This window comes from Acaryochloris thomasi RCC1774 (assembly GCF_003231495.1).
In the GTDB taxonomy this organism is placed as follows: Bacteria; Cyanobacteriota; Cyanobacteriia; order Thermosynechococcales; family Thermosynechococcaceae; genus RCC1774.
Genome location: NZ_PQWO01000002.1, coordinates 473141 through 497215, shown reverse-complemented (window position 1 = coordinate 497215; position 24075 = coordinate 473141). Strand labels below are relative to the sequence as shown.

Annotated in this window: 24 protein-coding genes; 13 read left to right on the top strand and 11 right to left on the bottom strand. The window is 51.6% G+C overall.

All coding sequences use genetic code 11. The features are described 5' to 3' along the window. Positions 1–50: 50 nt before the first annotated feature. The 3 genes from C1752_RS05365 (at position 51) to C1752_RS05355 (ending at position 1503) form a co-directional block, all read left to right on the top strand. The gene (locus C1752_RS05365) at positions 51–341 is read left to right on the top strand and encodes a nucleotidyltransferase family protein (RefSeq protein WP_110984991.1); all 291 of its coding nucleotides are present in this window, start codon (positions 51–53) and stop codon (positions 339–341) included. Beyond that, positions 331–666, top strand: coding sequence for a HepT-like ribonuclease domain-containing protein (locus C1752_RS05360; protein ID WP_110984990.1), 336 nt, complete (start codon positions 331–333; stop codon positions 664–666). The genes C1752_RS05365 and C1752_RS05360 overlap by 11 nt, the downstream gene beginning before the upstream one ends. Before the next feature lie 90 nt (positions 667–756). Then, on the top strand, positions 757–1503 hold the full coding sequence (locus tag C1752_RS05355; RefSeq protein WP_110984989.1) for a creatininase family protein: 747 nt from the start codon (positions 757–759) through the stop codon (positions 1501–1503). Between the two features lie 28 nt (positions 1504–1531). Here the strand turns inward: C1752_RS05355 and C1752_RS05350 are convergent, their stop codons facing one another. The 6 genes from C1752_RS05350 to C1752_RS05325 all read right to left on the bottom strand — a co-directional run bounded on the left by C1752_RS05350 (position 1532) and on the right by C1752_RS05325 (position 7507). Beyond that, entirely contained in the window at positions 1532–2077 is a 546-nt protein-coding gene (locus tag C1752_RS05350) for a GNAT family N-acetyltransferase (RefSeq protein WP_110984988.1), read from the bottom strand. A gap of 104 nt (positions 2078–2181) precedes the next feature. Beyond that, positions 2182–2508 carry a hypothetical protein gene (locus tag C1752_RS05345; RefSeq protein WP_110985090.1) on the bottom strand — a complete coding sequence of 109 codons (327 nt, stop codon included), beginning with the start codon at positions 2506–2508 and terminating at the stop codon, positions 2182–2184. A 174-nt stretch (positions 2509–2682) separates the two neighbouring features. Further along, complete coding sequence (locus C1752_RS05340) at positions 2683–3855, bottom strand: DUF58 domain-containing protein (RefSeq protein WP_110984987.1); 1173 nt, start codon at positions 3853–3855, stop codon at positions 2683–2685. A 13-nt stretch (positions 3856–3868) separates the two neighbouring features. After that, the gene (locus tag C1752_RS05335) at positions 3869–5239 is read right to left on the bottom strand and encodes a (Fe-S)-binding protein (protein ID WP_110984986.1); all 1371 of its coding nucleotides are present in this window, start codon (positions 5237–5239) and stop codon (positions 3869–3871) included. Then, positions 5239–6588 carry an FAD-binding oxidoreductase gene (locus tag C1752_RS05330; RefSeq protein ID WP_233501364.1) on the bottom strand — a complete coding sequence of 450 codons (1350 nt, stop codon included), beginning with the start codon at positions 6586–6588 and terminating at the stop codon, positions 5239–5241. Before C1752_RS05330 ends, C1752_RS05335 begins: the two co-directional genes overlap by 1 nt. Before the next feature lie 457 nt (positions 6589–7045). Continuing rightward, positions 7046–7507, bottom strand: coding sequence for a VOC family protein (locus C1752_RS05325; RefSeq protein ID WP_110984985.1), 462 nt, complete (start codon positions 7505–7507; stop codon positions 7046–7048). 482 nt (positions 7508–7989) lie between these two features. On the opposite strand from C1752_RS05325, the gene C1752_RS05320 reads away from it, so the two are divergent. Then, the gene (locus C1752_RS05320) at positions 7990–8622 is read left to right on the top strand and encodes a hypothetical protein (protein ID WP_146242273.1); all 633 of its coding nucleotides are present in this window, start codon (positions 7990–7992) and stop codon (positions 8620–8622) included. A gap of 105 nt (positions 8623–8727) precedes the next feature. On the opposite strand, the gene C1752_RS05315 is transcribed toward C1752_RS05320, so the two are convergent. Next, positions 8728–10050: an alpha-amylase family glycosyl hydrolase gene (locus tag C1752_RS05315; RefSeq protein ID WP_110984983.1), complete on the bottom strand. Its 1323-nt coding sequence runs from the start codon at positions 10048–10050 to the stop codon at positions 8728–8730. 562 nt (positions 10051–10612) lie between these two features. On the opposite strand from C1752_RS05315, the gene C1752_RS05310 reads away from it, so the two are divergent. The 5 genes from C1752_RS05310 to C1752_RS05290 all read left to right on the top strand — a co-directional run bounded on the left by C1752_RS05310 (position 10613) and on the right by C1752_RS05290 (position 15064). Then, on the top strand, positions 10613–12193 hold the full coding sequence (locus C1752_RS05310) for an ABC transporter substrate-binding protein (protein ID WP_110984982.1): 1581 nt from the start codon (positions 10613–10615) through the stop codon (positions 12191–12193). A gap of 83 nt (positions 12194–12276) precedes the next feature. Continuing rightward, positions 12277–12570 (top strand): c-type cytochrome, encoded by a 294-nt coding sequence (locus tag C1752_RS05305; protein ID WP_233501363.1) that lies wholly within the window; start codon positions 12277–12279, stop codon positions 12568–12570. 71 nt (positions 12571–12641) lie between these two features. Then, a complete protein-coding gene (locus C1752_RS05300; RefSeq protein ID WP_110984980.1) occupies positions 12642–13364 on the top strand; it encodes a pyridoxine 5'-phosphate synthase in 723 nt (240 codons plus the stop codon). Positions 13365–13399: 35 nt separating this feature from the next. After that, positions 13400–13993 carry a 3-isopropylmalate dehydratase small subunit gene (gene leuD / locus C1752_RS05295; protein ID WP_110984979.1) on the top strand — a complete coding sequence of 198 codons (594 nt, stop codon included), beginning with the start codon at positions 13400–13402 and terminating at the stop codon, positions 13991–13993. Between the two features lie 129 nt (positions 13994–14122). After that, positions 14123–15064, top strand: a complete 942-nt coding sequence (locus tag C1752_RS05290; RefSeq protein WP_233501361.1) for a DUF4349 domain-containing protein — start codon at positions 14123–14125, stop codon at positions 15062–15064. A gap of 3 nt (positions 15065–15067) precedes the next feature. On the opposite strand, the gene C1752_RS05285 is transcribed toward C1752_RS05290, so the two are convergent. Next, a complete protein-coding gene (locus C1752_RS05285; RefSeq protein ID WP_233501360.1) occupies positions 15068–16279 on the bottom strand; it encodes an MFS transporter in 1212 nt (403 codons plus the stop codon). A 341-nt stretch (positions 16280–16620) separates the two neighbouring features. On the opposite strand from C1752_RS05285, the gene C1752_RS05280 reads away from it, so the two are divergent. Further along, a complete protein-coding gene (locus C1752_RS05280; RefSeq protein WP_110984978.1) occupies positions 16621–17745 on the top strand; it encodes an aromatic ring-hydroxylating dioxygenase subunit alpha in 1125 nt (374 codons plus the stop codon). 77 nt (positions 17746–17822) lie between these two features. Beyond that, the gene (locus C1752_RS05275; RefSeq protein WP_110984977.1) at positions 17823–19121 is read left to right on the top strand and encodes an aminotransferase class I/II-fold pyridoxal phosphate-dependent enzyme; all 1299 of its coding nucleotides are present in this window, start codon (positions 17823–17825) and stop codon (positions 19119–19121) included. 30 nt (positions 19122–19151) lie between these two features. On the opposite strand, the gene C1752_RS05270 is transcribed toward C1752_RS05275, so the two are convergent. Then, positions 19152–19754 carry an alpha/beta hydrolase gene (locus tag C1752_RS05270; protein ID WP_110984976.1) on the bottom strand — a complete coding sequence of 201 codons (603 nt, stop codon included), beginning with the start codon at positions 19752–19754 and terminating at the stop codon, positions 19152–19154. 96 nt (positions 19755–19850) lie between these two features. Between C1752_RS05270 and purH the strand changes: the two genes are divergently transcribed. Further along, positions 19851–21425 carry a bifunctional phosphoribosylaminoimidazolecarboxamide formyltransferase/IMP cyclohydrolase gene (gene purH / locus C1752_RS05265; protein WP_110984975.1) on the top strand — a complete coding sequence of 525 codons (1575 nt, stop codon included), beginning with the start codon at positions 19851–19853 and terminating at the stop codon, positions 21423–21425. A 66-nt stretch (positions 21426–21491) separates the two neighbouring features. Here the strand turns inward: purH and C1752_RS28325 are convergent, their stop codons facing one another. Both C1752_RS28325 and C1752_RS05255 read right to left on the bottom strand, forming a co-directional pair. Further along, a complete protein-coding gene (locus tag C1752_RS28325) occupies positions 21492–21794 on the bottom strand; it encodes a hypothetical protein (protein WP_110984974.1) in 303 nt (100 codons plus the stop codon). Between the two features lie 14 nt (positions 21795–21808). Then, positions 21809–23224 carry an undecaprenyl-phosphate glucose phosphotransferase gene (locus C1752_RS05255; protein WP_110984973.1) on the bottom strand — a complete coding sequence of 472 codons (1416 nt, stop codon included), beginning with the start codon at positions 23222–23224 and terminating at the stop codon, positions 21809–21811. Positions 23225–23544: 320 nt separating this feature from the next. Between C1752_RS05255 and C1752_RS05245 the strand changes: the two genes are divergently transcribed. Beyond that, the gene (locus C1752_RS05245; RefSeq protein ID WP_110984971.1) at positions 23545–24045 is read left to right on the top strand and encodes a pilus assembly FimT family protein; all 501 of its coding nucleotides are present in this window, start codon (positions 23545–23547) and stop codon (positions 24043–24045) included. Positions 24046–24075: the final 30 nt, after the last annotated feature.

Sequence of the window (24075 nt, the reverse complement as noted above, 5' to 3'; positions counted from 1 at the left end):
CCGGTCTGCTGTGTTGGCTTCTTCTATCTGTTGACAGCCCTTAGATTCTAATGCAACGGCAAAAACTTTTATCAATTGTCAAAGCCCATCAGCAACAGCTTCAAGAACTGGGTGTCAGGTCATTGGATCTGTTTGGGTCTGTTGCTCGTAATCAGGCCGGACCAGATAGTGATGCTGACTTTCTAGTGGAATTCTCTCAACCTGTAGGGCTGTTTGGTCTTTTTGAAGTTCAGCACTACTTGGAATCACTGCTTGGTTGCTCGGTTGATATTGGGACTGTCAAATCACTACGCAAGAATTTGCGAGAGCCTGTCTTGAAGGATATCGTGCGTGTCTTCTAGAAGTTGGTCGTTACGAGTACAAGATATTCTGAACGCGATAGATAGAATCCAGAAATCAACCTCTAGCATGACGTTTTCAGAATTTTCAGATAACAAAACTCTTATGAAGGCAGTCCTCTACGACTTTATTGTGATTGGTGAAGCCGCCCTAAATATTCCAGGAGAGGTGAAAGCGCAGAATCCTGCAATCCCCTGGCGGATCATGAGTGATATGAGAAATGTCATGGCTCATGAGTATTTCCGTGTGGAGCCAGAGATCGTCTGGGACACGATTCATAGTAATCTTCCTGGCTTAGTCAAACCATTGCAGCAACTCCTGTCGTGAGCGGTTCTCTTAGTGATAGAACTAGCTTGTTCGTAAAGTTACCATAGCCTTCCATGATTGATCTCAACAGCACGATTTAGGAGAAACCATATGCAACTGCATCTCTGCACCTGGCAAGAAGTTGAGCGTTATTTAGAAACATCCTCAGGCATTATTTTTCCCATTGGCTCTACTGAACAGCACGGCCCTACGGGACTAATCGGCACGGATGCTATTTGCGCGGAGGTGGTTGCAAAAGGGGTTGGCGAATCTACAGGGGCCATTGTAGGACCGACGATTAATGTAGGGATGGCGCTGCATCATGCGGCTTTCCCTGGCAGTATGAGCCTGCGGCCTTCTACATTGATTCAAGTCATTCAAGACTATTTGGTCGGTCTATCGCGCTCAGGATTTCGGCGATTTTTCTTCATTAATGGGCATGGGGGCAATGTTGCAACGCTGAAGGCTGCATTTTCTGAGACCTATGCAAGGCTGGCAGATCTGCAAATTCCTGGAGCCGATCAGGTGCACTGCAAGGTGAATAACTGGTATATGAATCGTGATGTGTACCAGCTTGCCAAAGAACTCTATGGCGATCGCGAAGGTTCCCACGCAACGCCCAGCGAGGTGGCGGTGACTCAGTTTGTTTATCCTGAGGCCATTAAGGATGCGCCGTTGAGTGCGGAGGTGGCGTCAGGTTTCCCGATTTACGGGGCAGCAGATTTTCGGCGTCACTATCCAGATGGGCGAATGGGGTCTGACCCTTCACTGGCGACGCCGGAGCATGGGCAGCAATTGTATGAGAAAGCAGTGGATGCGATCGCAACTGACTACCAAAAATTCCTAGCAGCTGACTGATGACTCGGCCAGTGCTTACCCTTCACCGCTACAGAAGCATCAACAACAGGGCAACAAGAACAAAAGCGCAGCACCACAGCAACAAAGGCGAAATATCTTGGGGCTGCGTTGGCGATAACGTGAGGGGCTTTTCCATCTCAATACAGGGAATCCAAGCTCCGTACATGAGAAATTTTGTTTTGCGAATGACTTGAAATCCCAGACTCTGGTAGAAGGCTACAGCCGTGATAGAGGAGGTCACCGAGAGCTTACGCCTGCGTCGCTCGATAGCTTGCCGCTCAAGGTAAGTCAGCAACTGTGTAGCAATACCTCGGCGCGTGTAATCAGGGTGAACATAGACTCCGCCAATTTCCCAAGTTGGCAGAAGTGCAGTACTGAAACCGACGAGATTCTGCTCATTTTCTGCCAAAAGAATTAGCTCAGAAAGCCCTCTAGCCCGCTGTTGGGAGAGAACAATGGCATCCAACTGACGGGGGCAATAGTCTTGGCGACAGAGCACCTGAATCGCCTGCCGCTGCAGCTCAAGAATCGGTTCTAGATCTTGGGGGCCCGCCAGACGAATCGTGAGAACCATAGAAACGAGTCGAGATAAAGAGGTCTATCTCTCTAAAGTTCCCTGTCCGGTAGCCATAACGTTAGGTACTGAAGGATAAATCTTCAGTACCTAAAATTAATTAATTAGCGAAGCGCGAGAGGCTGGGTCTTGCTCTTGCCCTCAGTCTCTGCAGCAACAGGCTGGGCAGACTCCTCTTTAGGGGAAGAAGCGGTGAAGGTGAAGCCCAACTTAGAAGCTTTTACAGCATTATCGGGTGCATGCTTAGGTGCAGAGGTAGCAGATAGATGGCGACAGCCAGCAGGTACAGTCTCAACGATATAGGCAGCACCACCAGGGCCACAGGTTACAAGTGTTCCAGCCTGAGCGCTGCTAGAGAGTCCCAAAACGGCAGCACCGATCACCGTGCTACCCAAAATGCATCCACTCACTAATGTTTTTGTAACGTTCATGGTCATCTACCCTGTTTGATTAAAATTAGCCTTCTAACTATAGAGAAGTTTCCTGTGACGGACCTTAGAATAGTATTAAATAATACAAAGCATTGTTTTTCTGTAACGGTAGATTTAATCGCTGGGCGTTGATGCGCAGATAGAAGCGTGGCGATAGCACAACCCTTGGAATCGCTATTTCTGGGATAAAGGGCTTTCAAGCTGAGGCTGCAGCGGCTGGTTCGCTTGAATCACGCAATCTGATAGCGGCCGCTGAAGGGCTGTCGTCTCAGAGCGAGACCACGAAATAACACGACTCCGAAGGGGAAGCTGGGATAGGCGATCAGCGTGTTGCGAGAGCCAAATGATCGGCACGTTGGGTAGGGGATGCTGATGCTCTTCTTGCGGTTGAACCTGAGCAAGGATTTCCAGCACACGCTGGGTTCCTTGGCAGAGGCCGGTGCCTGCCGTCCAGAGTTGGATGGGCATTTGCCGTTCAGCGTAGGTATAGAGCGAGGCTGCAGCAATGACAGCTTGTTCAAAATCATCTGGATGCCAGTCGGCGGCACTGTCGAGGCCAATAATGAGACCTTGCCCTCCCGTCGAGACTTCAAGCTCTCGGATTCTCAATTCATTGTGGCGGGCACTGCTACGCCAGTGAACCAGTCGCATCGGGTCTCCCCAACGGTAGGGCCGGAGAGAACGCGTAACGCCTTCATGACTCATCTGTAGATGGTGCGTTTGCTGGCTCTGCTCCTGCCCAACTTGATCGATTAAGGGACACTGGGTCAGGTTTAGCACAATGGGATAAACGATGGCTTTGGCTTTGACGAGACGCTGCCGTCGGCACCAAAACAAGCCAAGGGGTGCTGCAGTCCGCAAGTGGATAGACTGCCAGTGGTAAATGCCGCGATGCCGGGTTTCAACGCCGTAGCTCCAGGTCTGGGTTCCTAATGCCGGAATCGTAGCAATCGTTGCGGCTCGCTCAAGACCTAAACGCTCTTTGGAGTCTGCTGTATCGAGGAAGGTTCCTAATTCTGATGGAATTTGGTCTTGAACCTGCAGTAAAGATTTTTCGCTGGTGGTGGTGTTATGGAAGGTTAACCCCAGGCGCAGCGTATTCCCAGCATTGACAGGGTAGAGGGTCTGTCGTTCGATTGTGATGCCCTGAAGTGTTCGAGGCGGGAGGAGCGTTGCGATCGCGAGTAAAGCCAGCCCCAGCCCACTCAAAACATATAGCCAACCCGCCAGAGTATTAGAAGCCGCCAGCAGAAAAAAGAGCGTCAGCCCCAGCAACACCCATCCGGCATAGGCGGGTGTAACCCAGTGCGTTTCTAGCCAGTCATTAATTCGCCGAGTCAAGCGCATGGAATCCACAGAGCTACTGCTCTAGATCATGCCCAGATACTCCATCCGATAGCGCAACAGAGCGAATCGAAAAGTCCAGCAACTGCATTGGATGCAAAATGGGAACCTCTTGTTGCTGCAGCGCGAGATGCTTGCGGAGCTGCATATTACAGCCCACATTGGCCGACGCAATCACCGTCGCCTTTGTGTTGCAGAGATTACGAACCTTTTGTCGCCCCAATTCATCCCCAACCTCCGGCTGCAGGATGTTGTAGATACCCGCGCTACCGCAGCACAGCGCCGCATCGGCAGGCTCCCGCAGCTCTAATCCAGGAATTTGCTTCAATAACCGGCGGGGCTGCTCCTGGATTTTTTGGCCGTGGAGCATATGGCAGGCATCTTGGTAAACCACCGACAGCGGCTCTGCCTGCAGCGGCGACAGCGGCGTGGTCAACCCCACTGAATCGAGGAATTCTTGAACGTCCTGTACTTGGTTTGCGAAAGCTTGGGCGCGCTCACAATAGTCTGCATCCTCTGCCAGAATCTGACCATACTCCTTCAGGGTATGGCCACAGCCAGAGGCGTTAATCAAGACGGCATCAAGCTTCTCGTTGGCAAAGGCATCCATCATTTGGCGAGCCAGATCCTGCGCCTGTTCTTCTTGGCCTTGATGCTGAGACAGCGCCCCACAGCAGCCCTGGCTCTTAGGAATAATCACTTCACAGCCGTTGGCCGTCAGCACCCGAATCGTCGCCGCATTCACCTCCGGCAAGAACACCCGCTGCACACAGCCCAAAATCATGCCCACACGATACCGCGTCTCTCCCTGAGCCGGAATCACCTCAGGCCAAGGATCAGTGAAGGCGTCCGCCGTTACCTCAGGGGCCAGAGACTCCATTGCCACCAAAGGCTGAGGCAGCAGTTTTTCAAGCAGATCAGATCGCCGAAGCAAAGACTGCAGACCTGTGCGCTGGTAGAGCGCCAGTGGCCCGAGCAGCCAACGCAGTCGACGTGGGTAGGGAAAGGTCGAGAACAATAACTGTCGGAAAAGCTTTTCCACCCAGGGTCGAGGATGATTGCGTTCAATTTGAGAGCGAGTCGCAGCAATCAATTCGCCGTAATCCACTCCGGCAGGGCAAGCCGTCGCGCAGGCCAAACAACCGAGGCAGGAGTCAAAATGCTCCACGGTAGAGGGCGATAGGGGAATCTCGCCTTGATTGAGTTCATTCATCAAATAGATCCGCCCGCGCGGCGAATCTGTCTCTTTCCCCAAAACGCGGTAGCTGGGGCAGGTTGCTAGGCAAAAACCACAATGGACACAGGCATCAATTACTTTCTGGTCGGGCGGATTTTTGAAGTCTAGAGCCGGTGAAGCGTTAGGCGTTGTTTTCTCAGCGGCTGGCATTAGAGTCCCTTAACGAAACGACCCGGATTCAAAAGGGCCTGTGGATCAAACTGTTCTTTAATTTTACGCATAGATGCGAAGGCATTTCCGGTGTAACCCCACATCTCAATCTGCTCCTTCAGTGGGCGGGGGGCTTCTAAGACTGTTAAGAAACCTTGGGACTGCTGACATTGCGATCGCAACTCCTCCACCAACACTGGCAACACCTCCCCCTCTAGGCGAATAATCCCCAAACCGCTTCCGGCATGAAACTGGCCCTGCAGCACTACATTCTGCTTTTGAGCCAGACGCTCCATCTGCTGCAGAACGGAAACGCTGTTAGAGGGCAACACGCCTACCTTACAAATAACGGCGTTGTCAGACCAAAGCTGCGCCTGCAGATGCTGCCAAAAATCAGCCTCCGGTTCCGCCTCCAACATCAGTGGCGTCAGCGAAGCATGTTGAGATATCTGCTCACATTGAGCCGTGACGCCTTCAGCAATTCCCTGAAAACGCACTGCCAAAGCTAGTTCAGCCTTGCGAAGGTCTACGAGCGGCTTTCGGTCATCGCAAGCGGCCAAAAACTGGGCTGATAACACTTCAACAGCCGTCGGCGTCAACGTGCTGTCGATCAGAGCCTGAGTCAGTTGACGAATATCAGTCCCGTCACCGCAGAAAATTACCGTTTGACTCGTCTCCGGCAGTGGGTAGAGCCTGAGCGTCACCTGGGTCATAATTCCCAACGTGCCAAAGGAACCGGTGAACAGCTTCATCAAATCGTATCCAGCTACATTTTTGACAACGCGGCCTCCCGCTTTAGCAAGCTCACCGTCAGCCCGGACAAAGGTTACCCCAAGCACCATATCTCGCACCCCGCCATACCGATGACGGAGGACACCAGAATCCTGAGTGGCAATGATGCCGCCAATCGTCGCGTGGTCTGCATAGGCTGGATCTAGAGCCAGAAACTGCTTCTCAGCCGCCAAGATATTTTGCAGCGCTGCCAGCGGGACACCCGCTTCGACCGTCACAGTTAGATCCCCTGCAGCATGGTCAATAATGCGGTTCAGCCACTGGGTACTAATCACAATGTCAATATCTGCAGCCAGTTGCCCCCAGCTCAGCTTCGTGCGATGCCCACAGATCAGCAAACGCCACTTTTCTCGGTGTGCGCGAGTGACCACTGCTGCCAGCTCTGTCTGACTTCGAGGATAAACAACCACTGGCTCTGAAGCCGCAGCTGCAGGAACTTGCAGAGCATCTTGAATTTGGATGCGCTTGGCACTATTGAGTTTAGAGAGCGGCACAACATGCTCAGCTCCAACGATAGAGCTAAGGATAGAGATCATTTCAGAAGCAGATAATGTCACGGGGGACTCGTGAATGGCCGCACCCACATTAAAGCATCGTTATTGATCGCGCAGATGTCCAAAACAGCCCAGCCATCGAAAACTATCGCTGAGCACAAAAGTTTTTATCCTTTGGTAAAGTTACTCAAGCTTCAAGGCCAACGCAGATTAAATAGGAAGCGCCAGGATCTTGGTTTGCCTGGGCTTAGTGGTCCAAACAGGATCAGGAACATAGAGGAGACTAATTGTCAGGCGAAGAGCCAAATAAAGAGCAGGAGCGAAATCTGTCTATGCAATCCTTTACACCGTAAACACGTTGTCCTATGCGATTCAAGCTTAGATATTTCTGAACAGGATAATGTAACGTTCAAAATCACCGGGTCGCGACAAGTGATTTTTCGTTTAAAAACGCCTAGCTTCGCGACTCCGGTGCATTTTTTGTTATGCCGCAGTCTTGCGCGACGCGACGGTTGGCCAACTACTCTGACATGTCGGCGAACATCTTTCCGGCTGCTGTTTGAATCTCGTCAGGCGACATTTCACGGAGCTGAGTTGCGATTCCCCATTCGTGGCCGAATGGGTCACGGACACGCCCAAATCGTTCACCCCAAAACATATCGGCGGGTTCCATTAAAACTGTCGAACCGTTATCTTTCATAGTTTCGATCATCGCATCACAGTCATCGACGTAAAGATGAATCGCGACACTTGTAGCGGCAAGACTTGCTGGGCTTGGCGTGCCTCCATGTTCCGGGAGTTCTTCGCTCAGGAAGAATCGAGCGTTGCCAACACGGTATTCGCAGTGCATCACACGCCCGTCTGGCATACTGAGCAGAACGTATGGTGCAACACCAAAAACGTTGGTGTAGAACGCGACTGCCGTCGTTGCGTCAGTGATGCTGAGATATGGGATAAACGCGCAAGTCTGGAGTGAAGGCATATGGCAGGTGACGATCGAGTTATCGGACGTGGGTTTGGCATGGCGGCATAACTATACTTAGTGTGCAGAATACTCGCTAAGATGCAAGCCTCAGATGAGGTAAGAAGCCCTGAACACTCTAGATGCAGATAGACTAACACTCTCAATACTCAGTCTTAGTCAAAGCAATGTTCCGCGATAGAAACCTAACCCGATCAGTCAAAAAAGCTTGCGCGAAAAGAGAGCAGAACCGATCGTCACCCGATATCTTCGTAGACTTAGGCTGCATATTTTCGTTATATCCAGCGGTTTGGAGTTTTATCAATCACATAGGATTAGTTTTCCTACGTCACCAACAGCGGTTAAGACCAGAACTTCACCTGTCAACGTTAGAACTGAGGTTATCTGGTGAACTATAGAGGCAAATCGTACGTCGTTAGTGGGTACATCAACGAGAACCAGCACCGTTAGCTATCAAGTCAAGATTTATGGGGTTCAAGATCATGGGGTTCAATTTCAAGAAAATTTTGGTGTCCATTTCCGCCGCCGCGCTGCTATTGAATGTAGCCACACCTAGCCGCGCCGATTCGCCAATTACATCCACTAACTTTTCTGAGGCTTACCAAAGCTACGACATCGTTAAGAGAGCAAAGGAAACAGGAACGCTCGATCTCGAGATGGCCGAGTATCTCTCATCGCCGTCCACGCCCATTGATATCAAAGCAGCCCTAATTAATGCTTTGTCGTGGAATATTGAAGGCAAGCGCAATGCGATGCAATACCGTCAATACCTTGGCTTGACCTACAACCAGCCAATGGAGGAGTTGCGCCTAGATCAGCTCAGCGACGATGAGCTATTCTCTCTGGGCTATCTGACTGTTATGGATGATTACTTCAAGCCCGAAAAGGCTCAGCCTTACTTAGAAGCCGCTCAGCAGCGTAAACCCAAGAGCTACACGGTAGCCATGGTTAATGCTCTAACTCAGGCACAAGCTGCACTCGACTCTGACCGGTGCCAGGTATGGAGGGTCACAGAGAAAGTTGTAAATAACTCAACCTTGGATCAAGATCTCAAACCTGCTGCCCAAAAAATCATCCTCGACTACATGAGGGTCTACGAAGAAAGCTGTCGCTGAGGAATTTGCAGATTTGCAATAGTCTTCAACCGATCTACCTCTACAGGCGGAAACCCTGTGGACGACCGAAAGGTGCGAACGGCATTAGCCGTCTTCAACCACCCCTCACTCAGCCAGCCACATTTGGGCTGTTCGGGGTGGGATCAACAGAGAAAAGCGATCTCCTGAAACCGTCATCTCGTAACGATGAATCAAGTCTCGATACTGACCGGGATTTTTAAGCCCCCAGGTATTGAAGTCTGCCCATTGGTTCGAGCCACTTTTGTTGATAGCCACAATTCCTTGGTCTCCCCGCCGGAAAACCAGCAGCACGTCGTTCTCATATAGAATCGCCATCGGCTGTCCCTCCACCGCATTGTGAAACTCAATCATGGCGGTGATATCAGGACGCTTGTAGAGATCTAGCCAGCGATCATAGTCTTGCTCATGATGAGATTCATTGTGATCAGAATAGATCAGCGGCACCCCACCATCGCGCCCCAGAATATAGGCGTGGGCCAGATGTTCATCCTGACGCTCCAGCAGCCAAAAACGAAAGCCATCGTTGTGAGGGATATCATGATTGACAACAAAAGTGACCGCTCGATTCCAGGGTAGAGAATTATCCTGATGCTGAGGCTGGGCCAAGGTTCGCAGCGAACCGCCAAAGCTGAAAGCTTCCCGAATCGTCTGGAATAAGGGAAAGTCATAGGCTGACATCCAGGTTTCTCGCAGGAACGGATCGAGGAAGGTATCTTCGTCGTGGTCACTGCCGGTTAAAACCTCACCAAACCAAAACCGCTTCTTGAACTTGGGATCATCAGCAAGGTTATCAATCATGCGCTCTGTAATGTGCTTGATGGCATCAATCCTAAAGCCATCAAACCCCATCTCTATTAAGGCATCCACCATATTGTGCTGCTGCTGAAGTACCCAGTCAGAATCCTTAAGATCTGGCAGTCCCGATAGGTTTTGATATTGGACAGCACCTCGGTCTGACCATTCATCTCCTTCAATCTCACCCGCATCGTTGAAGTTAAACCACGAAAACAATTTTTCGCTGAGGTCACCATAGAGTCGATTCTCTTCGTACAGGTCAGGGTGCTTCTTGTAGCGTTCTAGCTCTGCCGTCCCCGGAAAGTCAAAGTGATCGGTCCGATCTTCATTCGCCATGTGGTTAATAACCAGATCGGCGTACACCTGCAGTTGCGGCGTTCCACCGTGGCAAGCAGCAATTAGCTGTTCCAGTTCCTTCTTACCCCCGAGATGGGACAGCAAAACCCGATAATCCTTAGGTTGATAGCGTTGCCACCACTGATCTCCGTTTGGCTCTGAGTACAGCGGTGGTGGAATCAGGACGGCTCCATATCCTGCATCCCGAATAGACTCAAGGTTGTTGATGATGTCGGTGTACTGCCAATTAAAGGCATGAAGGGTCACATTACGCACGGTGGGTCTTTTCCTGGATGGTCAGTAAATCGGGATGAGCTTAAAGATAAAGATATTATCCTGAAGTTTTGAATATTTTGAAGTATCTAATGTGAAGATCTGTACATTAGGAATGCATTGAAATAGCAATAAGCGATATCCATGGGATAGCTCTAGCAATAAGACCTCTTGTACGAACCCACACCTGTGCACTATCCCTCAGAGTTTGGGGCCAATGCAGAAAGATTTCTCTTGATATAGCAACACCACCGCAATCGGAATGGCAGGAGAATCAGAACAAACGCCAAGGTTCTGCGGATCCAAGCGAAAGCCTGACTCACAGGGTGTTTAGCAGTTTGGTATCGGGTGTAGAGGCTGGGAACGGGCCTAAATTGTGATATGTTTGCGATATCGGGGGATAATCATGTTGCGACTTAAAACGTAAGCGTAGCTAGATGATCAATTAACGATGAGACAACCCATAGTCTGGCTAAACTAACCGCTTCAAAAGTTATAGCTGCTACCAGTTTTAATTTGTTTTCACAATACAGTTAAAGACTCTGCACGCCGAGGGAGACGTTTAGTGGCGACCGAAGTAGATCTGGAAGGACAGTCCGGTAATAACAAACCTTCTCATGAACGCAAGTCAACTCTTCAAACTGAATCTCAATCTAAGAAGTTGAATAAACGCAAGGCTGTGGGTTTCCCGCTTTTGATTTTGGGGGCACTTACGGTTGCGATCGCACTTATTGCTCTTTGGCGCAGGCCCAACACTAGTCCAGTTACGAGCGCTCCGGTCAAAAGTCCAGATAGCGCGGTCAATCCCATTCCGCCATTGACGGGACCGGCCAATATTGAGGTTTTAGGAGACACCTTCCTGGGCTACAGCACGCTTTGGGATCAAGACTTCCAGCAAAGCCTAAAAGAAGCCGATATCACGATTGAGTACGCCGATGAACTCGATCAAGAGGTGCGATCGCAAAAGCTGTCGTCCGGTGAAGCTGACTTTATGGTCACCACCATCAACCAGATGTTTGAGACCCCCAGCGAGGGCAAAATCGTCGCCATGTGGGATTGGACCCACGGAGCAGACCGCTTGGTTCTCAATAATAAACTGCTGCCCCAGGTTACCAGCGTCCGAGACTTGAATGTGGCGGCCAATCAGGCTGCTGAAAGCGGTGAACTGCTTTCGATTGTTTTTGCGGGCAGCACGCCCAGCGAATACCTCAGCCTCCTATTAGCCGACACCTCCCCAAACTTCTCTCTCGAGAAATTCAATATTGTTCGCGTGGATGACTCCTCGACCGCTTGGCAGCGTTTTCAAAATCCACAGCCTGGGGAAACAATTGCTGCCGGTATCTTTTGGGAACCCTATGTCACCCAGTCGACCCGTAGCGGGTATATTGCCTCCCTCTCTTCTGCAGATGTCCAGCGTTCAATTGTAGATGTGGTGGTTGCGTCGCCTCAAGTACTGCAGGAGAATCCCAGCAAGGTTCAGGCTTTTGTCAAAGCCTACTATGAGCACATGGCTAGAAGTACGGTGGATAAAACCCCACTGCGGCAACAGTTTGAGGAGCTGGGGGAATTAACCCCGCCCGAAGCACTTAATTTTTTGCAAGGCGTTTATTTTTTCGATGCCAACTGTGCGAACTACTGGATCAACGGAGCCGATCAGCTTCTAGAGCAACGTCTCAGCTATACGGCTCGGGTGCTGTACGGAAGCGGCCGCATTCCTAAGCCAACAGGTGACCTTGCACAGTTCTATGATGGGCGTTTTGTTGCCAACACCGCCAGCTCTAGCGCGGCTGATAGCTGCCCAGATGTCACAATCACTGCGGCCATGTCGGAGTCGTCAGTGGCCTCCCAGATTGACACAAAGGGGACCACTGCAACCATTGCCGTCAGCCTCAAAGAAACATCGGCCCAGTTAGACGCGGATGCCGCCTTTGCTTTGGATCGAGTCCTCAGTACCGCCATTGAGGGAGACACCCTGCGGATCAACGCCACCTTTAAGAAAGAGAATGCCTTACCTTTTGTTCAAAGTAGAGTGAGCGCTGTGGAGGATTATGTGACAACGAAGCTTCCTACCGCTCGAGTTCACACGACCCTTATTCCAGGACAGTCTGGGCGTCCTAGCATCCAAGTTTCGATCGATAATAGTTAGGGGCGTTACGCTGAAGTAGCGTTGGCAACAGAACAAAGGTGATCTAAATGCGCGGTTTCTTCTCACTGATGTTGATAGTCATCATGGGGCTCACGAGTGCGCCTGCATTGGCGATTTCTAGCTCACCAGGAGGGGCCGAGTTGTTTGAAGTTCACTGCGTAGGCTGCCATCCTCAAGGGAAAAACATCATTCGACGGGGTAAGACGCTGCGGAAAAAGGCGCTGCAAAAAAATAAAGTGGATAGCTTGGATGCGATCGCAACTCTAGTCACCAACGGCAAGGGCAATATGTCCGCCTACGCCGATAAACTGAGCGCACCAGAGATAGAAACGGTCTCAGCCTATGTTCTTGAGCAGGCTGAGCAGGGCTGGCATTAAACTTGCTGTCTTCCTAATGGGCATGCGATGATCTGAAACCTGCCGATGTTTCAAGATCAAAGGACATTATCTTGCCAACTCTGGGAGTCAATATTGACCACGTCGCCACGATCCGTCAGGCCCGTCGAACGGTCGAACCCGATCCCGTTGCCGCCGCTGTCTTAGCTGAGCTGGCCGGAGCAGACGGCATTACCGTGCATCTGAGAGAAGATCGCCGCCATATTCAAGATCGAGACGTGCGCCTGCTCCGGGAAACGGTTCGCACGCACCTAAACCTAGAGATGGCTGCCACGGAAGAGATGGTGGGTATCGCCCTCGATATTCAGCCTGACTACGTGACCCTTGTGCCCGAAAAACGAGAAGAAGTGACCACAGAAGGCGGCTTAGATATCGTCGGCCAGCAGGCTTATCTCACGGAGGCCGTCGGAAAACTGCAGGCCGCTCAAATTCCAGTCAGCCTCTTTATTGATGCCGACACCGCTCAAATTGAGGCATCAGCGGCGGTGGGGGCAAAATTTATTGAGATCCACACCGGCTCCTACGCTGAAGCCAAGGGAGAAGCAGCCCAAGCCAAAGAATTAGAGATCTTATCCCAGGGCTGCCAGCAAGCGATTGCGCTAGGATTGCGGGTGAATGCCGGTCACGGTTTGACCTACTGGAATACCTACCCCGTTGCATGCCTCGAAGGGATGGAAGAACTCAACATCGGCCACACCATCATCAGTCGGTCGGTCCTTGTGGGGCTGGAGCGGGCTGTTCGAGAAATGAAACTTGCGATCGCAGGTCAGCTTTAAACCCTCTAATACTTTGCACCGAAAGACCCACACCTATGAGTAAAATCACAGCTATTTCTGGCCCCGGCATCCCGTTACAGGGCAACGACATTGATACAGATCGGATTATCCCGGCTCGATTCCTGCGCTGCGTTACCTTTGATGGCCTTGGTGAACAGGTCTTTGCCGATGACCGCAAGCAGGCTCAGGGACAGCACCCCTTTGATCAGCCTCAGTATCAGGACGCCAAGATACTGGTCGTCAACGGCAACTTCGGCTGCGGTTCTTCGCGGGAACATGCCCCCCAGGCGATCGCAAAGTGGGGAATCGAAGCGATTGTGGGCGAGAGTTTCGCAGAAATTTTCTTCGGCAACTGTCTGGCAATGGGCGTTCCCTGCGTCACTGCCGATGCCGAAACGATAGGTCAGCTTCAAGAGCGCTTGGCGCAGGATCCGACCGCTGTAATGGAGGTCAATCTCGAAACACTCCAGGTCAAATGTGGCGATCTTGTCGCCCCCGTGAGCGTGGGCGACGGCCCTCGACAAATGCTGCGCTCCGGCACCTGGGATGCCTGTGGTCAACTCGTCGCGCAGGCCGACAATATTAAAGAGACCGCAACCCAACTCCCCTACCTTAGCTGGGCCAGCTAAACCTCCCACCCCGACAAAGCCAACAATATTGAAGGCCATTTGAGAACCGTTACACAAACGGTAACTCAGGCCGTTGCAGCCTAACGCTAAGCCATAATGGCTGCATCAGCATTAGATCTTGGTATTGCTATGGCTTCATCTCAATTAACCAAGCGGCCCGCCGTACTTTTGATGGCTCCGCTGCTCACCAGCATGATGCTCGTCAGTTGTTCGGCGGCTCCCGGTGACTACGGTGCGTCATCGGCCCCCGAAACTGATTCGACCTCTGAATCCCTAGTGGCCCAAGGGGATGGCGCACCCGCAGAAGCCCCACAGGATTTGAGCGGCAGCAAAGCAGAAGGAACCCCGCGCAAGCAACCCCAGCTCATTAAGACAGCAGAGATGGTCCTGCAAGTTGAGACGGTAGAAAGCGCGGTCAAATCTGTTTCTAAGGTCGTGAAAGAACAGCAGGGGGATATTCTCGGATTACAGGATGAAGTGCCCGCGAATCCCTCTCAGCGCCAAACGGCGTCGATGGAGTTGCGTATTCCCCAAGCCAAACTTGATACAACACTGGATCGCCTGACTCAGCTCGGGGAAGTCCAGAGTCGTTCCATTCAGGCACAGGATGTCTCTAATCAGCTCGTTGATTTTCAGGCGCGCCTACGAAACTTGCGTAAATCTGAAGAGCAGGTTCTAAAAATCCTCGACCGCTCAGGGTCGGTGGCCGACGTGCTCAAGGTCACTCAAGAACTCAGCAATATTCGAGCTTCAATTGAGCAGATTGATGCTCAACTACAGCGGCTGCAAAATCAGGTGGCTTACTCGACGGTGCGCCTGACCCTGAAAGATGCGATCGCATCTTCCAATCGTCAGCCCGTAATCGGCGACAGCCTAAAGGATTCGTGGGCCCATTCCACGCGAGCCATGCGGGAACTCACCGTGGGACTCCTCTCTCTTGGGGTTTGGCTGCTTGCCTTCAGCCCCTATTTCATCGGTCTCTTTTTGCTGGGTTTTGCCGGAAAGCACCTGCTTTTCCGCCGGTCCTCTCCGCCTGCAGTTCATCCAACGTCTCCACCAGCAGACAGCTAAACTTTAGATCGAACGACGCGACAGGCTCAGTAGACTAATAACAAGGGCTAACCCTGCAGCCACATAGAAAACATCGGCTCCGATATTCCGCCAGAGCGGACCAAAAACAGCCGGAGACACAAACTGACCAAAGGATGAAATTCCCGTGCCAATTGCCAGCATCCCAGTGCGTTGGGCCTGGGGCGTCAAATCTGCAATTGCGCTGTAAAGATTCGGCATTACAAATCCAAACCCGATCCCGAACGGAAGAGCCGCCAAAACAATGATCGGCGGCTCCTGTAGATTCGGAATCAAGGTCAAAGAACCTGCCATCAACAGAAAGCCCACCGCAATGGCCGCATTCGCTCCAATCCGTTTGGCAAGCTGACTGGCCCCCCAAGCCGAAACCACAGCCGCTCCAATGGCCCGAGCGGCCAAAACGCCACCATTCACGATCGGACTGGCACCAATTTCCGTTTTCAGATAAATCGGCGCATACACCACCACCACGTAAAAAAGAGCCGAGGTTAACGCTAAACCCAGCAGCAGCACCTGAATGCGGGACTGCCGTAAATATTGACCAATCCCGTCCGCCTGACTAAGATCAACCGCCGGCGAGGCGCTCTCAGGCTGTCTGCGCACGACTAAAAATGCAGCGAGGGCCACAGGTAAACCAATGACGTAGAGATAAAAGGCGTACTGCCATCGAACGTTCCCAACCCAGCCCCCCAATACCGGGAAAATGACGGTTGCGGTCGCTAAGGCGCTGGTCACATAGCCCATCATTTGCGATCTCGCCTCACCGTCATAGAGATCGCTGAGAATACCAATACTAACCGCCGCAATCCCGCCGCTGGAGGCCCCGACTAGACCACGGGAGAGCATCATCATGCCGTAGCTATTGGCAAAGGCCCCAGAAATCCCAAACAGGGCATAACCCACCAAAGACAAGACCAAAACCCTGAGCTTACCGATGCGACCGGCCAAGAGACCCAATAGAGGCGTCGCTAAAGCGGTTGTGAGCGTGTGTGTACTCACCAACAGCCCCGACCATTCTGGATCAAACCCAAGCTGATCAACTAGCTCAGGAAAGACCGGCGCCACAATCGACCCGACCGCACTGCTCAGACAACCGGCCGCGAGCAATACACCCAACAGGGCAAATCGCTGAGGCAGCTTCGGGAACCGTCGAGTTTTTGGCATTAGCGGAGGCCGAGCAGAAGTCAGTTTAGTCACAAATGACAAAGATGATACAGAAAATAGGGTCGCTTTCAGCATTGAGACAAGATGCTGTTGCGACTATACCTTAATAGAGCTAGGACGCAATACAATACGCCCAGACAGAAGATTTGAACAAGTCAGAAGCCTCAAGCCTGTTTTTTCAGCTTAGAAACCTGACGTTCATTCCCCCTTACAAAAAGCAATGAACAACACCCATTAGTACTATTGTTGATTGAGAATCCTGTCTCGCTCTATATCTCAGTGACGGTTCAGAAATTGCCCCACAAAGTATAGATGGTGCAGGTGAATCCGCTATGGTGACTATTCAGGGATAGGCACAGTCAAAAGTGGAGTCTATGGAACTAGCAACAACTCTACAGGGACAGACGGTTCAAAATCGTGTTCGTGAGGTGGGGATTAACCCTGATCACTGGTACCCCGTTGCTTGGGCCGATCAGCTTCAGCCTGGAACTGTTCAACCCGTGCAAATTTGGCAACAGGCAATCGCCCTGTATCGAGACCAGCAGGGCAATCTCAACGCATTGGAAGATGCCTGCCCCCACAAAGGTATCGCTCTCCATCAAGGTAAGGTTGAAGGCCCACATCTTGCCTGTCCCTACCATGGCTGGCAGTTCAATAGTGAAGGTGAGTGCGTCCATATCCCCTATTTCCCGCCTGAGCAAAAGCTTCCCTGTGCTAAAGCTCGCAGCTATCCGGTGCAAGAACAGTACGGCATTGTCTGGGTTTTTCCGGGCAATCGGGATTTGGCAGATCAGACCACTCTGCCAGAGGTTCCAGAGTACGGCAATCCTGAATTCTTTATGGTGCGGATTCCAGGGCATTTTCAGGCCCACTTCTCCATCTGTAATGAAAATACGATGGATGTTTTCCACGGCTATCTCCATCAGGAACTGCAGGGCTGGTTTGATCCGGTTTTACTGAGTCTTAAACAGACAGAGAATACGGTTAAAGCCGACTATCAGGTTTCCTATGCCGGCATCATGACCAAGTTCTTGGGCCTCAGTAAAGAGAATGAAGGCGTCACGACCCGCGTGGTTTCTGTTCACTATCGATATCCGCACTACCACAGCACCATGGAAGGCGTCTCTTCGCTGCATCTAATGCGCTCTCCCGTGGGCCCCACCGAAACCCGGTCCTTCTCTTTAATGTTTTTGAAGCTGCCGATACCAAGCTGGCTGCTGCGCCGTGCCTCTCAGTTAGGGTTAGAGAAGCTTATTCTCGACAAACTTTTTATGAAGTTCCTGCTTCAGGATGTTGAGATGATGGAAAGTGAGCAGCGGACCTATTCAGCGAATCCAGATCGGCAGTATGTTGAAGTTAATCCTGCAATTCTGGCTCTGCAGCGCGTTATTGTGGGGCAATATGTTAAGTTTATGCAACAATCTAGAGAGTCTGACAGTCAAAATAATGGAAATCAGATAACACCCCTCCCCGTCGCTGACAGGGTTGCTGCGAAGTAACTCAAGTGTTCGGCGAGTACGTAGAGAGTGAACATGAGCCAGTCGGCGACATCAGGAACAGGTGAGAGGAGCGAATTGTGGACGTTGTAGAGCAGTACATGCAGGCTATTTACAAAAATGGCCTTTATCCAGACCGACATATTTGCCATCAGAAGCAGGGCAACTGGGTCGAGATTGAAGAGTATGACAGCGGTAAACGCCACAAGGCTTTGTCATTTTGCTCTAACGATGTGCTGGGCCTTGTACAGTCCGAGGCCGTAAGACAGGCTGCGATTGATGCCATTCACCAGTACGGAACATCTAATAGTTCTTGCTCTGCCCTTAGTGGTCGTATTGATTTGCACCGACAGCTAGAGCAAGAAATCGGTGCATTCAAGCACCTAAAGCACACCCACCTCTTTCTCAATGCTTGGATGGCGCTGCAGGCGTTAATGGATGCCTTTTGCCATTTAGCCATTCCAGTTCCTGGTTTTCAGAACAACCGCGAGACGTTGATTTTAACGGACATCCTCAACCACGGATGCATTATCTCAGCCATTGCCAATGCAGGGAATCGGTCTGGGAAAATGTTTAGCCATAGCCCTAATGTTCGGGTCAAGGCTTACCGTCACTGCGACATGAACGATCTGGCCCGCAAGGTGCGTCGCTATGCAAAACCAGAGGACCGCATTCTAGTTATTTCAGATGCGGTTTTCTCTATGGATGGAGATATCGCACCCCTACCGGATATGCTCGATATTTTTGAGGATTATCCCGGTAGCGTGATTGTGATGGATGAGGCCCACGCCAGTGGTGCTATTGGTTCCAACGGTGGTGGCATCTATGACCACTTTGGGATTACGACACAGCAGGTGGTTGACCGGGGCATGGTTCCGGTGATCATGACCACGTTTTCTAAGTTTGCGGCTTCTGCGGGGGCCGCCATCAGCAGCAACTCCAAAGAGTTAACAGATCTGCTAGAGACGTCGCCAACGTCCATTGGCACAATTTCACTACCGCCCCCGACGACTGCCGCAGCCCTCGAGAGCATTCGTCAGGTGCGCCAAAACCCTGGGCTTGTGGAAACGCTGCAGTCCAATGCTCGATACTTGCGATCGCGTCTCATCGAACACGACTTTCTAGTCATGGGCGAAACCAACGTCTGTCCAGTGCTGCTGCCGGAAGAGATCAATCCGAAAGAGTTTGGCGTCCGAATGCTTTCCGAGCACGGCATTTGGATCTCTCCGATCTGGTTCATTGCTAAGCCTAGAATGCGGATCACCACCACTGCACTGCATACCCACGAAGAAATGGACAAGCTGGTGGAAGCAATGGCCGCAACCCGAGAGCTGCTTTATCAACCCACTGCCGCCGTCAGCGCCAGTGCCGTCGGCTAAAAGTTAGCGAACGGCTGGCGCTTAAAGCTCTCACAATGTCCGAATAAACTGCTGCATCGTTCCAAGCGCCTCAGGAATGACTTCATGTCCCATGTCAAATTCATGGTAATCAACCTGGCTAGCAGCAAGGGTCTCCCGCGTCATCTGAGCCGCCGCCAGAGGCACAACCTCGTCTTGGCGACCGTGAATGATTAAGGTGGGGGGACAGGATTGCGAATCTTGTTCAGGGTCCAGCCCATGCAGATAGCCACTCAGCACAATCAAACCCGCGACCGGTAGCCCTAGACCGACCTCTAAAGTCATGGCTCCGCCCTGAGAAAAACCACCAAGAATGGTCTGACTCAGTGGGATGCCGGTTTTCTCAGGCAGAGACTGTATCCAGTCCAGCAGCAACTTGCGGCTATGCGCTAATCCGTCTGGATCTTGGGTGGACAGGTCATACCACATCCAGCCACCCGGTGTCTGAGGATGAGGGAAAGGTCCGTTGGGAAACAAATAGCGATAGTTCGGCAGGTCTAAAGTCGGTGCGAAAGCGGCCATATCCTCAGCATTGGATCCCCAGCCATGCAGCATTACAAGTAGACGGGTAGCGGAGGTTGATTCAGGGGGCCATGCAAGGATTGATAGCGACACGATGGTTATTCTGGGGTTAACAGTCCCCTCATTTTTCCATAGATGCTTCTGCCCTTATGCTGGTAGATGCAAATAACCACAGGAATACGGTAAAGAATGGCTCCACTGGCACTCCTCAGTACGTCCGATAAGACCGGGCTAATCCCCTTCGCTCAACGGCTTGTCAACGACTATGGCTTCGCGCTAGTCAGCAGCGGCGGCACTGCCAAAGTGCTCCAGGAGGCGGGACTGGCCGTAACAAAAGTGGCGGACCATACGGGTGCCCCCGAGATTTTAGGCGGCCGTGTTAAAACCCTCCATCCCCGAGTCCACGGTGGAATTCTCGCACGTCGCGATCTGGCGTCTGATCAAGTAGATCTGCAAGAGAATGATATTCAAGCCATTGATCTGGTGGTCGTCAATCTCTACCCTTTCGAGCAGACCATTGAGGCGCAGCAGAGCCAGGGTGTTACCCCCGCCGATGGTTTGACAGAGGCCGTGGAGCAGATTGATATCGGCGGGCCGACGATGCTGCGAGCAGCGGCGAAAAACTTCGCTCACGTCACGGTCCTTTGTCACTCTCAGCAATATGATGCCTACTTACAAGAGCTGACGGATCACAATGGTCAGCCTTCCCTTGCCTTTCGACAGGGTTGTGCACAGCAGGTGTTTGCCCTGATGGCCGCCTATGATGGTGCGATCGCAACTCATCTAACCCAAGCCACCAACCCCACAGGAGCAGATCTCCCCCAGCAGCTCCAAATTAGCGGTCAAGCCCTGCAAACACTGCGCTACGGCGAGAACCCACACCAGTCTGCCATCTGGTACCAAACCGGGGCCGCACAAGGCTGGGCCGGGGCCACTCAGCTCCAGGGGAAAGCCCTCAGCTACAACAACCTTGTTGATCTAGAGGCGGCTCGTCGAATCATTGCCGAGTTCGTGGGGCCTGATCAGCCACCCACCACCGCGATTCTGAAGCACAACAATCCCTGTGGCATTGCTCAGGCTGACCAGTTAGTCACGGCCTATCAAAAAGCCCTCGCGGCTGATAGTATCTCCGCCTTTGGTGGAATTGTTGCCCTGAATCGCGCCCTTGATGCCGCGACCGCTCGGGAACTCACCAAGCTTTTCTTGGAGTGCATCGTGGCTCCAGACTGTGATCCAGAGGCCCTTGAAATTCTGAAGGCTAAACCCAATATCAGACTCTTGAAGCTTAGCAATCTCACACAGGGGCCATCAATGACGGTTAAGGCGATTGCCGGTGGCTGGCTTGCTCAGGCCGCTGATGAAACGCTGACGTCCATTAGCGACTGGCAGATTGTCACGCAGGTTAAGCCCACTGAGGCGCAGCTTGCCGAAATGATGTTCGCCTGGAAAGTCAGTAAGCACGTCAAATCCAATGCGATTGTCGTCACCCGCGACCACACCACCGTCGGCGTCGGAGCCGGACAGATGAACCGCGTGGGAGCTGCCAAAATTGCCCTGAACCAGGCCGATCAAAAAGCACAGGGCGCAACTCTGGCCAGCGATGGGTTCTTTCCCTTTGATGATTCAGTGCGAACAGCGGCAGCGGCAGGCATCACTGCCATTGTGCAGCCCGGTGGCAGCATCCGCGATCAGGACTCGATCACAGCCGCCGACGAGCTGGGTCTGATCATGGCCTTTACACAAACTCGCCATTTTCTTCACTAGAAGTCCATCAGCCTAGCGTGAGCTAAGGTGCTTCAGGGATCCATCGCTAGAAACCTGAGAGGCTCTTCAGCAATCATCTGGCAATTCTGTCAAAAATACTTTGTAAACGCGGGAGAAAACTTTGTCATAAAGTTCTGAGTTCCAAGGAGACACTCCATCTGCTTTCATCACGACCTCAGCAAAACGTTGAGGATTCTTGGGAGGACTGTACGCTAGCCTCTTATTTACTTTGGAGCTAAGGCAAAAACCTAGCTCAACACAGAGTTGGTAAAGAAGCCCTTCAACCTTATCGCTGGGGAGTTGAATAGAGTGATTTTGGAATTTCTTTGCTAGCTGCTTTGATGTTCTGAAAATTCGTTGATTGTGCATATCCCCTCCACCGCTTAGTAGGCATTTTTCTGCCCCGTTAGAACCAGCACTGTTCTCAGGATAATCTTGATGTCTAGCAGGAGCGACCAGTGATTGAGATAGTGGAGATCGTATTTAATGCGCTGTTCCATTTTGTCTAGGGTTTCGGTTTCACCTCGGAAACCGTTGACCTGAGCCCAGCCGGTGATACCAGGCTTAACCAAATGTCTGAGCATATAGCCCTGGACAAGTTTGCGGTAGTGCTCATTGTGAGCAACGGCGTGGGGCCGAGGACCAACAATGCTCATGCGCCCCTGCAGCACATTTATAAATTGAGGAAGCTCATCAAGGGAGGTGCGGCGGAGAATCGCACCCAGAGGGGTCACCCTTGGATCATTTTTTTGAGCCTGTTTTACGTCAGCTCCGTTTTCGGCAACGGCCATTGAACGGAATTTATACACGGTGATTTCTCGGCCGCTGAGACCGTAGCGATGCTGCTTGAAGAGGATAGTACCAGGGGAGGTGAGTTTAATTGCGATCGCAATTCCCAGCATTACGGGCGACAGCAGAATCAGGGCAATAGCCGACACCACAATATCCATCAATCGCTTAGCGATGCTCTGTAACCCCGAAAACGGCACCTCCCACACCGAGACCAGAGGCATACCCTGAAGCGTATGGATGCGAGCCTGCATGAGCTGGAACAGTGTCAAATTCGGGACAAAATAGACGCTGGCGGTTGTGTCCTGCAGCTCATTAATGAGCTGAGCAATGGTGTCTTCAGCCTGCATAGATAGAGCAATATAGACCACATCAATATTGTGGCGACGAACAAATTCAGGTAGCTCCTCCAGCCTGCCGATCAGCGGACGATATTGAATCCGATCTCCCTGTAGATCGACTGATTCTGCAAAATACCCCTGAAACTGAAATCCCAGCTCTGGATTGGCCTGTAGCTGACGCGCTAGTTGAGCGCTTAGCTCCCCTGTGCCCGCAATCACGGCTTTGCGATTGTTGAGGCCCGATTTTCGGTGCCGACGGAGGTACCTCTTGAGGCAAAAACGTAGCGTCAATAAGACAATTGGGGCGACAACGATCCACAGCCCCAGAAGCAGCCAAGAAAAAGATGAAAATGCCTCTGTAATCAATCCCACAAACAACAGAAAAATGACCACCAGACTCCATCCGCCCAGGAGCGCCCCAGGGCCTGACCCAGGAGATTCTGCACGGTAGAGTCCAGCAGCATTGAACAAAGATGGCGTGATCACGGCCGTCAGCACCGCCAACATTGTGTAGGGTGCAGTCCAGGGCACCTGCTGAATGATGCTCAAACCCCAAAGAATAACAACGACGAGCCCCGCATCAATCCACCGCTGTAGAGACCAAAGCAGGGGTATCCATCGCTGCAGTGTGCCCACTGAACGCCTTTTGTTCAATCGAGGTTGAGACATGAAATTTCAGTCACCCTAATAGACTCTGCTGATAGGTTTTCACCGATAGGCGATCGCGGTTCTTCTCCCTCAACTATGATGCCCAATTTGATGTTCTGGCAAAAGGGAGGACTGTGGTTGCTCCATAACCGCAGACAAGATCCAGGCCCAAACACAACTGGCGTTGATTTAGAATTTAACATTGACGAGGATCCCTTCTCCACCCTCTCAGGATTGAGCAAGATACAATTGTGCAAAGTCAGTAATTATTTGGGGGTGGGGGAATCTCTGACCAAGGAATTTCAAGCTCAAAGCATTATTAGGACTGTCCTCAGAAGTAGATGATTCGCTTTACATCTCGATCAAAGGTGACGGGATTTACGATGGCTGAGACCAGCATTATTCTCGTCATTGTTGGCATTGTGGCTGCGATCGCAGGACCAAGCTTTCTGCAGTGGTTTCAATCGAAACAGCGCGACAGTGGACTCGCAAGGCTAGAAAGTGCTCTGCGAGAATCCCAGCGTGAAGCCATCCGGCGGAGTCAAGACTGCACAGTTAATATACCTACGGGCATCAATCAGACAATTTCTGGCTCTTGCTTAATCACGGGGGAGCGCTTGTTAAATCAGATTAGAATTGAGCATTCTCGAACCGATAATCCTTGGATCGTTAGGTTTGACTTTAAGGGGCGTAATCGCGGTGTAGATCAGAACGGAATTATTTCGCTCTCAGTCCCTGGTTCAAGCGTGGCCCCTAAGTGCTTAGCGATTTCCAATGGTATTGGCTTAATGCGCACAGGTAACTATGACCCTAATGAAGCTCCCAGCTGTACGACACCTTAGCTTCGGTCGTTCTAAGTCAGATTCTAAATT